General features: G+C 63.8%; 17 protein-coding genes. 7 read left to right on the plus strand and 10 right to left on the minus strand.

Annotated features, from left to right (window positions below):
- Positions 1-50: 50 nt before the first annotated feature.
- The 3 genes from CDO81_RS09720 to CDO81_RS09730 are packed head-to-tail and all read right to left on the minus strand — an operon-like array spanning position 51 to position 2,010.
- Positions 51-575: a DUF2946 family protein gene (locus CDO81_RS09720; RefSeq protein WP_088482972.1), complete on the minus strand. Its 525-nt coding sequence runs from the start codon at positions 573-575 to the stop codon at positions 51-53.
- Entirely contained in the window at positions 575-1,540 is a 966-nt protein-coding gene (locus tag CDO81_RS09725) for a YheT family hydrolase (RefSeq protein ID WP_088482973.1), read from the minus strand. Before CDO81_RS09725 ends, CDO81_RS09720 begins: the two co-directional genes overlap by 1 nt.
- 14 nt (positions 1,541-1,554) lie before the next feature.
- Positions 1,555-2,010 (minus strand): YybH family protein, encoded by a 456-nt coding sequence (locus CDO81_RS09730; protein ID WP_088482974.1) that lies wholly within the window; start codon positions 2,008-2,010, stop codon positions 1,555-1,557.
- Positions 2,011-2,104: 94 nt separating this feature from the next.
- On the opposite strand from CDO81_RS09730, the gene CDO81_RS09735 reads away from it, so the two are divergent.
- Positions 2,105-4,069, plus strand: coding sequence for a PKD domain-containing protein (locus tag CDO81_RS09735; protein WP_088482975.1), 1,965 nt, complete (start codon positions 2,105-2,107; stop codon positions 4,067-4,069).
- A gap of 37 nt (positions 4,070-4,106) precedes the next feature.
- Here the strand turns inward: CDO81_RS09735 and CDO81_RS09740 are convergent, their stop codons facing one another.
- The 7 genes from CDO81_RS09740 to CDO81_RS28025 all read right to left on the minus strand — a co-directional run bounded on the left by CDO81_RS09740 (position 4,107) and on the right by CDO81_RS28025 (position 8,851).
- Positions 4,107-4,322, minus strand: coding sequence for a zinc-finger domain-containing protein (locus CDO81_RS09740; protein WP_088482976.1), 216 nt, complete (start codon positions 4,320-4,322; stop codon positions 4,107-4,109).
- Positions 4,323-4,332: 10 nt separating this feature from the next.
- Positions 4,333-5,265 (minus strand): branched-chain amino acid transaminase, encoded by a 933-nt coding sequence (locus CDO81_RS09745; protein ID WP_088482977.1) that lies wholly within the window; start codon positions 5,263-5,265, stop codon positions 4,333-4,335.
- Positions 5,266-5,301: 36 nt separating this feature from the next.
- Complete coding sequence (locus CDO81_RS09750; protein ID WP_088482978.1) at positions 5,302-5,688, minus strand: hypothetical protein; 387 nt, start codon at positions 5,686-5,688, stop codon at positions 5,302-5,304.
- Between the two features lie 149 nt (positions 5,689-5,837).
- Complete coding sequence (locus tag CDO81_RS09755) at positions 5,838-6,248, minus strand: VOC family protein (protein WP_088482979.1); 411 nt, start codon at positions 6,246-6,248, stop codon at positions 5,838-5,840.
- Between the two features lies 1 nt (position 6,249).
- A complete protein-coding gene (locus tag CDO81_RS09760) occupies positions 6,250-6,681 on the minus strand; it encodes a hypothetical protein (RefSeq protein WP_088482980.1) in 432 nt (143 codons plus the stop codon).
- Positions 6,682-6,768: 87 nt separating this feature from the next.
- Positions 6,769-8,133 carry a DNA repair protein RadA gene (gene radA / locus CDO81_RS09765; protein ID WP_088482981.1) on the minus strand — a complete coding sequence of 455 codons (1,365 nt, stop codon included), beginning with the start codon at positions 8,131-8,133 and terminating at the stop codon, positions 6,769-6,771.
- A 13-nt stretch (positions 8,134-8,146) separates the two neighbouring features.
- Positions 8,147-8,851, minus strand: coding sequence for a hypothetical protein (locus tag CDO81_RS28025; RefSeq protein WP_158218221.1), 705 nt, complete (start codon positions 8,849-8,851; stop codon positions 8,147-8,149).
- A 98-nt stretch (positions 8,852-8,949) separates the two neighbouring features.
- Between CDO81_RS28025 and CDO81_RS09775 the strand changes: the two genes are divergently transcribed.
- The 6 genes from CDO81_RS09775 to CDO81_RS28030 all read left to right on the plus strand — a co-directional run bounded on the left by CDO81_RS09775 (position 8,950) and on the right by CDO81_RS28030 (position 15,363).
- Positions 8,950-9,579 (plus strand): LysE family transporter, encoded by a 630-nt coding sequence (locus tag CDO81_RS09775; protein WP_088482982.1) that lies wholly within the window; start codon positions 8,950-8,952, stop codon positions 9,577-9,579.
- Positions 9,579-9,863, plus strand: coding sequence for a DMT family transporter (locus tag CDO81_RS09780; RefSeq protein ID WP_088482983.1), 285 nt, complete (start codon positions 9,579-9,581; stop codon positions 9,861-9,863). The genes CDO81_RS09775 and CDO81_RS09780 overlap by 1 nt, the downstream gene beginning before the upstream one ends.
- Before the next feature lie 114 nt (positions 9,864-9,977).
- Positions 9,978-11,240: a site-specific integrase gene (locus CDO81_RS09785; protein WP_144397183.1), complete on the plus strand. Its 1,263-nt coding sequence runs from the start codon at positions 9,978-9,980 to the stop codon at positions 11,238-11,240.
- Complete coding sequence (locus tag CDO81_RS27545) at positions 11,230-12,900, plus strand: site-specific integrase (protein WP_144397184.1); 1,671 nt, start codon at positions 11,230-11,232, stop codon at positions 12,898-12,900. Before CDO81_RS09785 ends, CDO81_RS27545 begins: the two co-directional genes overlap by 11 nt.
- Complete coding sequence (locus tag CDO81_RS27550; RefSeq protein ID WP_158218222.1) at positions 12,864-14,948, plus strand: hypothetical protein; 2,085 nt, start codon at positions 12,864-12,866, stop codon at positions 14,946-14,948. The genes CDO81_RS27545 and CDO81_RS27550 overlap by 37 nt, the downstream gene beginning before the upstream one ends.
- The gene (locus CDO81_RS28030; RefSeq protein WP_158218223.1) at positions 14,932-15,363 is read left to right on the plus strand and encodes a hypothetical protein; all 432 of its coding nucleotides are present in this window, start codon (positions 14,932-14,934) and stop codon (positions 15,361-15,363) included. The genes CDO81_RS27550 and CDO81_RS28030 overlap by 17 nt, the downstream gene beginning before the upstream one ends.
- Positions 15,364-15,515: the final 152 nt, after the last annotated feature.

Below are 15,515 nucleotides of genomic sequence, written 5' to 3' on the forward strand. Positions count from 1 at the left end.
GCCCCCGAGTCGCGGGGGGCGCCTCGCGCAGAAGGGAGGAGAGGCCGCGGTCAGCGTTGCGGCGGTTGCGGACGGGTCACGAAACCGTAACGCTGCGGTAGGTCGGCCGCGGCCACTTCAGCGGGCGCCCAGCGTCCCTGCTCCACGGCGTCGGCGGCGAGCGCCATGTCGGCGGTATGCACCAGGCCCAGGCCGAGGTCGGTGGCGAGATACAGCCGCCCAGCTTCGTCCAGCAGGCTGGCCTGCACCTGCGCGGCCATGCCGGTGTGGCTGAGCACCCGGCCGTCGGGCTGCAGGCGCCAGACCCAGGGCGTGGCTTCGAGTTCCACATAGACGCGCTGCGGCCCGTTCTGGAAAAACCAGCAGCCGGCGTCGTCATGCGCGTAGTTGCGGCCGATGAAGGCCAGCAGCTTGTCGTGCTCGATGCGGCTGCCCTTGACCTGCGGGAAGGGCCCGGCGTGCTGGATGCGCTCGTCACGCATGTACCAGTCGCCGCGGGCGTCGAGCGCCAGCCAGCCGTAGCAGTGCGGCACGTTGGGCCACTTCTTGAGGGCGGCGGCGACGAGGGCGTCCATCAGGCGTGCCTGCCGAGCCAGTCGCAGACCTGCTCGGGCATGGTCAGCAGATGCCCCGGCAAGGTTCCTGCCGGGAAGCCCACATGGCCGCCATGCCCCGGCTGCCACAGCGTGACATGGGTGCCCACCTCGGCCGCATGCGGCAGGCTGTGGCCGGGCACGAAGGGGTCGTTGCGTGCGTTCAGCACCAGCGCCGGGATGCGGATGCGGTGCAGGTGCGGCTTGGCGGCGGCGCGGGTCCAGTAGTCCTCGGTGTTCTTGAAACCGTGCAGCGGTGCGGTGAAGAGGTTGTCGAACTCGTAGATGGTGTTCACGCGCTTCAGGCGCTCTCCGTCGAACAGGCCCGGATGCTGCTGCAGCTTGCGCAGTGCCTTGGGGATCATGGTGCGCAGGAAGCGCCGGGCGTAGACCGCCTTGTTGAAGCCGCGGTCGATGGCCGCACCGGCGGCGGCCAGGTCGATGGGCGAGCAGATGGAACACACCGCATGCGCCACGGCCGACGCGCTGTGCCCGGCTTCTTCCGCCCAGCGCAGCAGGGCATTGCCGCCGAGCGACACGCCCGCCACGCGCAGCGGCGCGCCATGGCGCTCGCGCAGGCGCTGCAGGATCCAGCCGACCTCTTCATAGTCGCCCGAGTGGTAGGCCCGCGGCGCGCGGTTGAGCTCGCCCGAGCAGCCGCGAAAGTGCGGCAGCGCCATCGCCCAGCCGCGCGCCCGGGCGGCGCTGGCGAAGGCCACGCTGGAGTGGCTCGTGCGGTCGCCCTCCAGGCCATGGAAGAGCACCAGCAGCGGCGCGCCAGCCGGTGCATCCGCCAGGAAGTCGACGTCGATGAAGTCGCCGTCGGGCGTGTCCCAGCGTTCGCGCGTCCAGCGCGGCGGCGGGCCGTCGTGCTGGCGGCTGAACAACGCGGGCCAGATGGTCTGGGCATGGCCGCCGGGCAGCCAGCGAGGGGCGCGGTACTGCATGCGCTGGGGTGCGGCTAGTGAAGGATGCCGGCGTCGGCCACCAGTTCCTGCACGTCACCCGCATTGCCGGGGCTGGCGTGGTGCAGCACCAGGCGCCAGCCCAGGGTGGTCTTGAGGTAGACGTTGGTGGCAATCACCCAGGCGGTCGGCGGGTGGGCGGTGTCTTCCGTGGGCAACTGCACCCGCTCCAGCACGTGGTGGATGGCGCAGTCGCCGCTTTGCAGGCGCCGCACGCGCTCGGGGTGCACATGCACCGCGCCGCGCTGGAAGACGGCCTCGAAGGCGGCGCGAATGGCCGCCACGCCCACCAGGCGCGGGCCGCCGGGGTGCACGCAGGCCACCTCTTCATCGTCAGCCCACAGGGCCATGAGGTGATCGAGGTCGGCGTGCTGCAGCGCCTCGTAGAACTGGGCCTCGGTGTCGTCGGGGGAGGCGAGCAGGGCGGCGGTCTTGGCGGCGGATGGCGGCATGAGGGGGATTGTAGGAAGTCGGTCGACCGCTGGCATTGGCTACATTGCGCCCCTGAGTTGGTCCGTCAGTCTTCCCCCTTGCCGCTACCTGCCCATGACCCGATTCAAGCCTGTTGCCCTGCTGCTCCTTGCCCTGCTGCTGTCTGCCTGCGGTGGCGGTGGGGGCGGCGGTGACGGCGGCTCGGCGCCCGGCGGAGGCGGGGTGCCGCCGCTGTCGACCCAGTGCCAGACCGGCTCGGTAGCGCAGCTGGCCTTGCCGAGCGGCGCGGTGGCTGGCCGCAACCAGGAAGTGGCGCTGCTGGCCTGCCCGGGTGCGCAGATCGCCAGCGTCCAGTGGCGCCAGGTCGACGGCCCGACCCTGCCGCTGCAGTCGGCGCGCTCGCAGGTCCTGAGCATCACACCACCGACCGCCGGCCGGTATGCCTTCAACGTGGAGTTCACCGACGCGAGCGGCCGCAGCGCCAGTGGCCAGGCGGAGTTCACCGCGGGCGCGCCCGCAGCCTCGGCGCTGGTCATCCGCGGTGAGCCGTCGGTCTGGGTGGGCGGGCAGACCTCGCTTCGCGCCTGGGTCGAGGGCCTGCCTGTGGCCGACTACGCCACGGCTCGCGTGACCTGGCGCCGCATCGACGGCCCCGCCATCACGCTCGACGACGCCTCGCAGTGGCGTCTCATCTTCACCGCCCCGAACGTCATGCAGGACAGCATGCTGCGCCTGCGCGCCGACGTGACCCTGGCCGACGGCCGCAGCCTCAGCCAGGACTTCAACCTGCTGGTGCAGCCGCCGCCCGGCGCCGTGGTCAACTTGCTGTTCGGCAGCGGCAACCGCTCGTCGCGCGTCTACCCCTATGTGGCCAGCAGCCCTCACGCCGCCGCGCTGCGTGACTGCATCTACACGCCCGCGCTGACCTCGGACACGCTCTGCACCCTGGGCCGCCTGCCACTGCTCGGGGCCGAAACCCGCGGCGATCTGCCCACGGTGGAGCAGGTGATGGCGCGGGTGCTGGTGTCCAACGACTGGATGGGCCAGCGCTTCGAGGCTTTCCTGCGCGAGCAGGACGCCCATGGCGATTTCCGCCGCCTGCTCAACGCCACCACGGCCATCGTCATCGGCGGCCGGGTGCGGCCGGCCTTCTACTGGAGTGCCACCGGGGCCATCTACCTGGATGCGGACTATCTCTGGCAGACGGCCGCCGAGCGCGACACGGTCAGCGAGGCGCCCGACCCGCGCAGCGACTACGGCAACGACCTGGCCTACGCCACGCTGTGGCGCTATGTGCAGGCCAACCAGTCGGCAGGCGGTCGCCCGCCGGTGCTGGAGCGGGCCTCACGCACCACGGCTGAGCTGATCCCGGCGTTGGGGCGGCTGCTGTATCACGAGCTGACGCATGCCAACGACTTCCTGCCGCCGCGCAGCCATCTGCTGCTGAACTCGTCGCTGCGGGTCTACCAGGCGGTGCCGACCGGCACGGCGTCGGAGCAGTTGCAGGCGCAGCTGCCCTTCTTCTCGCAGGAGATGGTCGACCTGGGCCGGGTGCAGTTCTTTGGCGTGGCCTCCACGGCCGCGCAGCGGGCCTACCAGCCGGCCGACATCGTGCGCTTCTTCAGCACCGACCGCGTGACTGACGACTACAGCTATTCGCTTCCCACGGGCCAGACCGTGCCGCGGGAAGACGCCGCCATGCTGGCCGAGGAGGCGTTGATGCAACTGCGCCACGGCGTGCTGCGCGACGTGGCCATCACGCCGCAGTTCCTGAGCGGGTCGAGCGCTGACGCGGTGGTGACCTGGGGCCAGCGCGGCCGTGTGGGCGATGCAGCCATCAAGCCCCGTGTGGCGCTGGTGCTGGCGCAGACCATGCCGTGGCTGCCGGCCGGATTTGTCGACGGCCTGGCGGCGCCGCAGCCGCTGCGCGCCGGGCTGACCTGGGGCCAGAACCTCAACCAGGCGGCACTGGCTGCCGGCCGCGTGCAGTCGATGTCAGCCACCGAGCGGGCGCTGGAAGTCGACCTGGAGCAACAGCGCCGTGGCGGCCGGCAGCGGGCAGCGGCGCTGATGCGTTGAGCGACGTGAGGCCGGGGCCGCGCGGCCCCGCGCCGCCTCAGTGGTGGCCGCCGACGACCTCGCCCGCCTTCAACTTGTAGACCGTGCCGCAGTAGGGGCACTGGCCCTGGCCGTTGTGGCTCAGGTCGATGAAGACGCGCGGATGGTTGCTCCACAGCGCCATCTTGGGGTTGGGGCAGAAGACGGTGCCGTTGTGCTGGCAGTCCTTGGCGGTGACTTCAACGGTGGCGGCGGAGGCTTGCGTGGTGCTCATGGTCTTGTTCTCAAACTGCGGTAAGCCATTCGGCGTATTTGGGGTTGCGGCCGTTGACGATGTCGAAGAAGGCCGACTGGATCTTCTCGGTGATCGGGCCGCGTGAGCCGCTGCCGATCTCGACGCGGTCCAGCTCGCGGATCGGCGTGACTTCAGCGGCCGTGCCGGTGAAGAAGGCCTCGTCGGCGATGTAGACCTCGTCGCGGGTGATGCGCTTCTCAACCAGCTTCAGGCCCAGGTCCTGGCAGATCGCGAAGATGGTGTTGCGGGTGATGCCGTTGAGCGCGCCAGCCGACAGGTCGGGCGTGTACACCACACCGTTCTTGATGACGAAGAGGTTCTCGCCCGCGCCTTCCGACACGAAGCCCGAGGCGTCCAGCAGCAGGGCCTCGTCGTAGCCGTCGTCGGTGGCTTCCATGTTGGCCAGGATGGAGTTGGTGTAGTTGGACACCGTCTTGGCCTGCGTCATGGTGATGTTGACGTGGTGGCGGGTGTAGGAGCTGGTCTTGACGCGGATGCCGCGCTTCAGGCCTTCTTCGCCCAGGTAGGCGCCCCAGTGCCAGGCGGCCACCATCAGGTGCACGGTGTTGCCCTTGGGGCTCACGCCGAGCTTCTCGGAGCCGATCCAGATCAGCGGGCGGATGTAGGCGCTCTTGAGGTTGTTGGCCTTCACCACGGCGCGCTGGGCCTCGTTCACCTGCTCGATGGAGAAGGGGATCTTCATGCGCAGGATCTTGCCGCTGTTGAACAGGCGCTGCGTGTGCTCCTGCAGGCGGAAGATGGCGGTGCCGTTGACCGTGTCGTAGGCGCGCACGCCCTCGAAGGCGCCGCAGCCGTAATGCAGGGTGTGGGTCAGCACGTGGATCTTGGCGTCGCGCCAGTCGACGAGCTCGCCATCCATCCAGATCTTGCCGTCGCGGTCGTGCAGGGGGGCGGGAACCATCGTTGCTCCAGGGGCGGGTGAAGAAAGCCCGCGATTTTACGGAGTGGCCGGCGCCCCGTCTGCGCGTACCAGACGCCATTCGGCGAGCTTGCCTTTGCGCAGCACCACCTCCACCGCGTCGCCGCCGGCGTCACGCCACACGAAAGTCTCTTCGCCCGCCTTGACGCCCAGGCTGCCGGTGAGCTTGATCAGGTCCACGAGCTTCATGCCGGCGTGCAGCTTGCTGCTGAGCATGACGGCGTTCACCACCGAGCCCATGGGCGCCGCGCCCGCCACCCGCATGAGGCGCATCAGGCGCGACATCTGCAGCAGCAGCCAGAACACGATGCCGGTCACGGCGAAGATCACGCCGTACACGCCCAGCAGCGCGCCACCCAGGAACAGCGCCAGCAGCGCCAGGCCGATGCCAATCCAGGGGTTCATGGCATGCGCTCCGCATGCGACGCGGGGTGCGGGCCGCCAGGTGCGGCGCAGCGGGTCGGCAGGCCGAAGGCGGCCGGCGGTCGGGGCAACAGGATCATGGGTTCAACCAGGGCGGGCGGTGCGTGGGGCGGCGCGCATCCTGCCATGGTTCAGAGCCGGGTGATCTCCACGCTCTCGGCCGAGCGGCGGGTGGGGCCGTGGTAGACGGCCTCGATGTTGTTGCCGTCGGGGTCGAGCACGAAGGCGCCGTAGTAGCCCGCGTGGTAGTGCCGTGGGCCCGGGGCGCCGTTGTCGCGGCCGCCGGCGGCCAGGGTCAGGGCATGGAAGCGCTGGACTTCGTCTGGGCTGCCGGCCTGGAAGGCGAGGTGCACCCGCGACACCGGGGCGCCCGGGTCGGCGGCGTCCACGTAGAGCTCGTCGGCGAAGAAGCAGCCGGGCGCCTCGCCCAGGGCATCAAGGCGCCCCAGGGCCTCAAGCGCAGCGCGGTAGAAGCGCCGGCTGGCCGCCAGGTCGCGCACGCGCAGGTGCACATGGTCGAGCAGGCGCCCGACGTGGTCCATGTCAGCCAGGCACCTTCAGCAGCACGCAGCGCACCCAGTGGCCGTTCTCCAGCTCCATCTGGTGCCCCTTGAGGAACTGCTCGGCGGTGGAATTGCGCGCCGTGAAGCACATGCCATGCAGGATGCCCATGCGCGGCACCGGGCGCGACCATTTGCGCTCCACGACGCCGTTGAACCAGGACACCTGCTCCTCCTCGTCATCGACGTCGGAGCGGCCGAGCAGCAGCACGACTTCGTACTTGGCTTCGGTCAGGGGCTCGTTGGCGCTGGTCAGCACCTGCAGGCCGCCGTCGCTCATGTTCAGCACCAGGCCGGCGGGGCCATGGCTGAACTGCACCGGCTTGAACACCCAGCCGGGCAAGGAGTCGGCGTCATGCTGGGCGGCAAGAAAGTCGATGCGTTTGTGCTGCCTGAGGTCTTCCGGGTTGGCCATGGGTGCTCCTCCTGAATGGGTGACATCCTAAGCAGAGTTTCGCTGCAGAGGCATGAGATATCCCTGATGTGCCGATTCAGCGCAGCGTCAGCTCAGGCCGCGCAGCACCTCGATGGCCTGCTCCACCCGCTCGATGGCATGGATGGTCAGCCCCTCGATCGGCTTCTTGGGCGCATTGGCCTTGGGCACCACGGCCACGCTGAACCCCAGCTTGGCGGCTTCCTTCAGCCGCTCCTGTCCGCGGGGTGCCGGGCGCACCTCGCCGGCCAGGCCGATTTCGCCAAAGGCGATGAAGCCCTTGGGCAGGGCCCGGCCGCGCAGCGAGCTCTGGATGGCCAGCAGCACGGCCAGGTCGGCTGCCGGCTCGGTGATGCGCACGCCGCCCACGGCGTTGACGAACACGTCCTGGTCGCCCGTGGCCACCCCGGCATGGCGGTGCAGCACGGCCAGCAGCATGGCCAGGCGGTCGCGGTCCAGGCCGACCGACAGCCGCCGCGGGCTGACGCCGCCGCTGTCGACCAGCGCCTGCAGCTCCACCAGCAGCGGCCGCGTGCCCTCCAGCGTGACCAGCACGCAGCTGCCCGGCACCGGCTCGGTGTGGGTGCTCAGGAAGATGGCGCTCGGGTTGGCCACGCCCTTCAGGCCCTTCTCGGTCATGGCGAACACGCCGATCTCGTTGACCGCCCCAAAGCGGTTCTTGATGGCCCGCACCAGGCGGAAACTGCTGTGCGTGTCGCCCTCGAAGTACAGCACCGTGTCGACGATGTGCTCCAGCACCCGCGGCCCGGCCAGCGCGCCTTCCTTGGTGACGTGGCCCACCAGCACCATCGCGCAGCCACGCGCCTTGGCGGTGCGGGTGAGCTGCGCCGCGCATTCGCGCACCTGCGCGACCGAGCCCGGGGCCGAGGTCAGCTGCTCCGAGTAGAGCGTCTGGATGGAGTCGATGACGCAGAAGTCGGGCTGCTCGGCCTCGATGGTGGCCAGGATCTTCTCCAGCCCGATCTCGGCCAGCACCCGCACCTTGTCCCCCGCCAGGCCCAGCCGGCGCGAGCGCATGGCGACCTGGGCGCCGCTTTCCTCGCCGGTCACATACAGCACCTTGACGGTTTGCGACAGCGACTCCACCGCCTGCAGCAGCAGGGTGGACTTGCCGATGCCCGGGTCGCCGCCGATCAGCACCACGCCGCCGGCCACGATGCCGCCGCCCAGCACGCGGTCCAGCTCTTCCTGGCCGGTGGGGGTGCGGTCGTAGTCACTGGCCTCGATCTCGCTGAGGGTGGCCACCGGCTGGCTCTTGGCCAGGGCCTGGTAGCGGTTCTTGCCACCGCCCGCGGGTTCGGCGGCGGTTTCGGTCAGGGTGTTCCAGGCGCCGCAGTGCGGGCATTTGCCCAGCCATTTGGCGTTGGTGCCGCCGCACTCGGTGCAGGTGTAGATGCTTTTGCTTGTGGCCATGCGGCCATTGTCGTCAGTGCGCGCGCCACAGCCGCACCGCATGCGGCAGCGACTCGGCCTGCGGCACCCAGCGGTCCAGCGCGGCGCCCAGGCCCACGCCCAGCGCGATCATCAGCAGCGCGCCGACCCAGGTGTGCTGCAGCGCGCAGCGCAGCCAGCCGTCGCGCGCGAACTGCCGTTGGTGCCGCCACGCGATGCCGCCGGCCAGCGCCGCCAGCGCGACCTCCACCGACACCGCCAGCAGCACCTCCACCCCGAACAGCAGCGTCAGGCCCAGGCCGAGCACCGCCGCCAGCGCCAGCACCACGGCCACCACCGCGGCGATCGGCAGCAGCACCACGGCGCCTTCGTCCGCGCCCGCGGCCAGGTCCACTACATCCAATGCATGGCCACCGGCCCGTGCGCCCGTGCTCGCGATGTCCAGCCCCAGGTCCACCACGTCCACCACATCGGCCGCATCGCCCTCGCTGCGGCTCAACAGATAGGCGGCCCACAGCCGCAGCAGGCCCAGGTAGAGCAAGTAGGTCACCCCCAGGCTCAGCCCGAAGCGCAGCGCCAGCGACTCCGCGCCCGCCACCCGCAGCAGCGCGCCGCTGAGCCACAGGCAGCCGAGGCAGCACAGCGCGATGAGCGTCACATGCAGCCGCAGCCAGCGGTGGCGCTTGAGCCACTCGCGCGTGCGCAGGCCTTCACGGTAGAGGGAGGGGGTGGCGCTCATGCCCACGATTCTGGCCCGGCCACCGGCATGACGACCGGCGCCCCGCAGGCGCCTCGGGCACACTGGCGAGCTTTGCTGTAAACGCTCCGGAGCCCCGCATGGAATTCGCCACCTGGTTGACCCTCTTCGCTGCCTGCTGGGCGATCAGCCTGTCGCCGGGCGCGGGCGCGGTGGCCGCCATGAGCGCCGGCCTGAGCCATGGCTTCAAGCGCGGTTACTTCATGACCTTCGGCCTGATCCTGGGCATCCTGACCCAGGTGCTGTTCGTGAGTGCCGGGCTGGGGGCGCTGATTGCCGCGTCCGAGACCGCCTTTGCCGTCATCAAGTGGGCGGGCGTGGCCTACCTGATCTGGCTGGGTATTCAGCAGTGGCGCGCGCCTGCCAAGCCGCTGGCTGCGGCGGGCGATGCCGGTGTGCCGGTCACACGGCAGCAACTGGTGTTGCGCGGCTGGGGCATCAATGCGGTCAACCCCAAGGGCACGGTCTTCCTGCTGGCCGTGGTGCCGCAGTTCCTGAACCTGCAAGCCCCGCTGGCACCGCAATACCTCGTCATCGGCGCCACGCTGGCCTTCACCGACCTCGTCGTGATGGGCGGCTACACCGCGCTCGCCGCACGTGTGCTGGCGGCACTGAAGAGCGAGAGCCACATCAAGACGCTCAATCGCGTGTTCGGCTCGCTGTTCGTGACGGCCGGCGTGCTGCTGGCCAGCTTCAAGCGCGCCGCCTGATGCCAGGCGACAAGACGACCCGTCGCATCCCCACCTGGCTGCTCTTCCTGGCCCCGGTGGCGATCTGGGCGAGCACCTGGCACGTCATCCTTTACCAACTGGCCTCGCCGGTGCCGGCGCTCACCTCCGTGGGCTGGCGCTTCCTGATCTCGGCTGCGCTGCTGGCCGCCTTCGCGCGCTGGCAGGGCCAGTCGCTGAAGCTGCCGCTCCAGGCGCACGGCTTTGCGATGGCCACCGGCGTCATCCAGTACGCCGGCAACTACTGGTCCATTACCTGCGAATAAACCCTCATGGACGCACACTTCCATTAACACAACCATGGACATGGAAGTGTGAGGCTGCTGCTCTCGTCTTGACTGTGTTTAAGCCACACGCGCCTCTTTCCATGGGAGGGTGTCTTGGCTCGCTTAGACCTTTGCTTATTCGAACCCTGGCAATTTGCAGCAGCTGACTCTGGTCCGTCTGAATGGACTCGAGCCGTCCAAAGGAAGTCCATACCACGCCTTCCGCAGATATTTTGGAACGGCGGCAGGGGCTGGGCCGAGCCGAATCTGTGGGCGCTGGACGAGTTCGTTAAGCCTCGTGCCGTCGAACAGACGATCCTTACCAAGATGCGGCACGTACTTTCGTACGCCAATTTTCTCGAAGAGAACGAACTGGATTGGCGTCAATTTCCTATGCGTGTTGACGAGCGCGCACTGATCAAGTTTCGTGGCTGTCTATTGCGGAAGGTTGAAATGGGCGAGCTCGCAATAACTACTGCCACTGCCCGAATGTCTGCCGTGATTCTCTTCTACAGATTCGCGCAGTCGAAAAATTTGGTGTCTACACAGGTGCCGATGTGGGAAGAGCGACGAGTCGTTGTTCGATACGTCGACTCGGTTGGATTTGGTCGGAGTATGGCGCGCGCGTCCACGGATCTTCATATTCCGATGCGGAGGCGCGTTGGTAATTCTCTTGAGGACGGGCTTTATCCTCTGTCCGCGACAGATGTCAGGGCGCTCTTTGCCTACCTAAAGAGTAATCAGACGACTGAGCTCGCTTTGATGTTGCTCATTGGCCTGTATACAGGCGCTCGGATTGGAACGATAACGACACTTGGAAAAAGAAACCTTCGCGCTGCTAGGCCAGATCCGCAGCTTAAAGACATACACCTAATTCGGATAGGACCCGGAACAAGTGTGAAAACGAAGTTCGATGTCAGTGGCGATCTAATGGTCCCAACAGAATTGTTGCTCCGGCTTGTGGCCTACAGCGAGAGTACGGAAAGACTCAAGAGAGAAGCGCGAGCGGATGACAAAGATAAGAATATATTGTTTTTGACGCGGCGAGCGAAACGATATTCAGTTAACACGGTTGATCGGCTGGTCGAAAAAATGCGCGCCGAGGCCATTCGGCAAGGTCTGCAATTTATGGATTCCTTCAGATTCCACCAAACGCGGGCGACTTTCGGTACTCAGCTCATGAGAATGTTACTCGGTGTAATGAGTGCCACGAATGCGCTTGATTTTGTTCGCAGTGCAATGCTCCATAAATCCGAAGCGACCACGATGCGCTATATCAAATTCATTGAAAACTCGAAGGCTAAGCAAGAACTCTCTAGCGAATACAGCAGGCTCTTTACCGGGGTCGAGGAAAAGTGGGGCGGACGTGAACCGTGAAGGCCCCTCCGGCTTGATCCCTGACTTGACCTTTCCGGGGGTGGAGTTTGCTGCGATGGCCACGCCGTGGGACTTGACCGGGATGCTATACCGTGGGAATAGTGGTTTGGGGGTCCGTGAAGCCGCTGCACAAATTGCGGCGCGCTCCGCTGGCCCACCAATCATGTCTAGGCTTCCGGTAGTGCAGGCGTTTCATCGCTTCTTCCTCGGGCAGATCGCGAGCGGGATTTCAAAGACCTCGGTGGGTATTGCAATATCTCGAGCTCGCAACTTTGTGGCGTACGTGGATAGGGTTGGTCTGCCTTTCGACATGCAATCCGTGGAAAAGACATTTTTGCACTGGGCCGATTGCCTAGTCCATCGACATCAAGTTGTCAAAGACCTCTCCCCGGATTCGGCATATCAGTTTGCGGCATCTATCTCCAAGATCTTGGATCAAGTGCTTGAGCGCTCATCTCCGCTAGTCACCGCAACACGATTGAAGCCCAAAAGGTTGCATCGCACCGCAGTTGGAGTGAAGGCTGAGAAGCAATCGCTGACTGAAACATTCGAATTTGGGCATTTCTTGGCTGATATTTGCGGCGCACTGACCGTGGATAGTATTATGAATAGGGGCCTCCCAGTACAAATTGACCTGCGATCTGGAGGGGTATGGCTGCATTGGTGTGGATGGCATGAGAAGCATTTTCAACGGACGTTTGAAATCTATGAGGCTGACAAAAGTCTGAGAATTCGATATCCGCTGGTAAATCTCCGGATAGAGGCAGAGCTTCTCATGTTTATTGGTCAAACAGGGATAAACTGCACACAGGCGCTGCGCATGCGATTGTCGCGGTTTCAATATGCATCGCACATCGATGGCTATCTGGTTCGAGAATACAAGCCGCGTCGGAAAGGCCCTGTGCTATTTGAGATCTTCAAGGAATATCGTCCGCATTTTGAGCGATATCTCAAATGGCGCGATGAGCTTTTTCCAGATTCTCAAATGCTCTTTCCATTTGTGCGAACTGGGGGCGGGCTTGAATCTGATAGGCCAACTTGGCGTATCAAGAAGAAGTGTCCCTCCCTTGGCTTGACGTTCGTTTCGCCTAGGGAACTCCGTAACACGCGCGTGAATTGGCTGCTTCGGAGGAGCTCGGACCCCGACTTGACGGCAGAGATGGCCCAGCACACGCGCGAGACATTGCTGGAGGTCTACGACCGTCCAAGTCAGCAACGTGCAGGTGTTGAGGTTCTCCGCTTTTGGTCCAAGCATGACCCTGCGCTCAGCATGACCACCCCGATAGCACCCGGGAAGTGCGATGGTCAACCCGAGCCGGTCAAAGGCATTCCAATATCGGCGCCACAGCCTGACTGCATTCGCCCTTCCGGCTGTCTATGGTGTTCGCACCACAGAGACGTTGACGACTTCGATTACGTGTGGGCGCTCGTGTGCTTCGGGCTGCTCAAAGAGTACGAGATGAACCGCCGTCACCCATCCCAAGGTGGCCAGCCAACCGCAGCCGAGCTTTCCATGGGCCGCATTCGAGCCAAGCTCAAATGGTTCGCTGAGTCCAATCCAGCACGCCTTGCCTGGGTAGAAGAAGCCCATGTGCGCGTCGAAGAAGGCAATTACCACCCTTCATGGAAACGTTTGATTCACCAATTCAACTCGCGATGAAGATGCTGCAGGAGCTGAGCTTGGCTTGGGCCGTACCGGGCGTTGGGCCGGATTGTGTGAGCTATCGACCGCCAAAATGGCCACCGCCGGTTGACTGGCCTGTCAGTTTAGATTCCACGCTGACTCCCGTTTCTTTTTACGGCGAAGACATTTGGGATTTTACTTATTGGGTTGGCTCGCCGTATAAGCTTAACTTCACCGGGGGGCAAAAGGGATCTAGAGCCGCGATTATCGATAAAGGTAACGCCGAGTTGCTAAAGCTCGTAATGGCGTGGTTTATTTGGGGTAAGTTTGCGGCAAACAAACCGTCGACTTTGACCTACTACTTCACAACGATCCGTCCGTTGTTTGTTGTGGCTTCCCGGAACGGAATATTGGCAACCGACTTGATGCGCTTTCCCAAGGTCCTTGATGCGCTCAAGAAGGTGCAAAAGGATAGCAGTTTGGAGAGTTTGCCGCTATTGCTTCATAGGCTATGGGATAGTCGGGAAGATTTGGGCATCGTTTTACTCGATTCTTCGAGAATTCAAACTCTGGCTGAAATAGCTTGCAGCCACGATAGAAAGCAGACGCCGTACATTCCGCCAAGAATCTGGTCCTATCAAGTTGGGCGCTTGAAGGAGTGTCTGGATGATTACATGTCGCATAGGGCGGCGATCGAGGCTTGCTTTAACTATTGTGTTGATGCGTACGCACAAATCCACGGCTCGCTTGAGCGGGCCATGATCTTGACGGGCAATAAATCCCCGAGTAAGAAGCCATTTTCAAACCAGCCGCAGTCAGCGCATGCAAATAATCTGACGCTGTGTTGTGGAAAATTTGTCGACGTGGCAAGCCGCTATGGCCTACGAGAGTTGTTGGAAAAGTGGGTGGCGCGAATTGGGAATGAGACGAAGCTGACAGTATCAGACTTCAGTCAATATTTGACTCTTTGCCAGAGAGTCAGTTACGCATACATTTTGAATTTTACGGTTCAACGGAAAGGCGAAGCAGCATCACTTCGTACAAGCTGCTTGCTGTGGGAGGACGATCCGCTCGGCAGGATCCCCATGATCTGCGGTGAGACTACTAAGACCACCACGGACAGCGATGCGCGGTGGCCGACTAGCCCCAGTGCCGTGGTAGCTATTGAAGTCGGAACGAGTATTGCTCAACTGAGGATGAGATGCGCAGCCGCTCATCCGGAGGTCAACGTGACTGATGCTGACCGTGCAGATCCGTATCTCTTTCATCGCGTCTTCGAGCCTTTTGGCAACGCAACTGATCGTTCTGTACGTTATTCGATTCTGCCCCAAACTTCTGGCTATTTAAGAACGCTCGAATACTTTCCTCGGCTATTTGATCCTGAACAATTGCGGATAACTCAAGAAGATAGGCGCATTGCATTAATGTTCACGCCTTGGCTCGATGAAGATGATGATTTCTCAGTGGGGAAGGTGTGGCCTCTTGGTTGGCATCAATTGCGTCGAACTTCAGCCGTCAACATGTTTGCATCAGAGCTCTTGAGTGACAGTAGCGTTCAATTTCTCATGAAACATTCTGCTGCAAGCATGAGCCGGTACTACGGGCGCGGCAGGGGCAGGCTCCGGATCAATGAAGTGGCCACGAAAGTTGTGATTACCTCTATGTACGAAGTGAGGGCGGAAGAGGCGAAGGGGTTGCAATCAGACAGGTACGTGTCCCCACTTGGATTCGAGCGAATAAGGGAAGATGTCGTCGACTTGATTGCCAAGAAGGATGCGAAGGCACTCGCGAAGGCTGGCGGGAATGGCCAGGTGTTCTTTCGCCTAATTCGGCTCGGCGCGTGCACTTCTCAGAGTGACTGTCAGTACGGAGGCATCGAATCCGTTGCGCACTGCGGAGGTGGAGAGACCGGGAAGCCCTGCTCTGAAGTGCTTTTCGATCGCGAAAAGGAAGTTTCAATCACCGAGGAGTTGCAGGAGTTAGAACTCGAGATTTCTACGCTGCCTCCGGGCACACCCAGGCACAAGGCGCTTGCCCATGAACGCACCGCACTCGAGAACTATCTGAATGTCATCGCAGAATAAGAATAGCGCCGAGGGCCGCTTCACTGAAGCGTTTGAGCGCTTAAAGGCTGGGAAGCCAACGCTTCTGCCGGTTGGGTCAAAAGTCAGCCAAAACAATATTGCAAAAGAGGCGGGGCTCGACCCTTCGGCTCTTAAAAAGTCGCGATTTCCGAGTCTGATTCAAAAGATTCAGGAGTACATCAAGGCAGCTGCCGAGGCAGACGGACCATCGGGACGCCAGTTAAAGGCCCAGGCAAAGTCTGAGAGATTGACAGCGGATCGGGATAGGAAGGTCTTGAGGGCTGAAAGGGACGACGCGCAATCGCAGTTGCTGAGCGCCCAGCGGGCCGTGCTAGAACTACTCCAAGAGAACAGTGACCTTCGAACGAGACTCGCGAAGTTCTCGGGGGAGGTGAAAGAGTTTCCGCCGACCTAGCGGTCAGACGGGAAAACGAGCATGGCGGGCCAGGTCGCTCGACGACGTACGGGCTCGCCGCGTCGTTCAATATAGTCCGCAGCCATCCCGAGCCGGCTGAAGCGCTTGCGCCAGGCATAGATCGTGGACTGGCTGACTCTTTGCGTCTGGTC

The sequence above is a fragment of the Roseateles puraquae genome, assembly GCF_002205845.1.
Lineage (GTDB): Bacteria > Pseudomonadota > Gammaproteobacteria > Burkholderiales > Burkholderiaceae_C > Pelomonas > Pelomonas puraquae.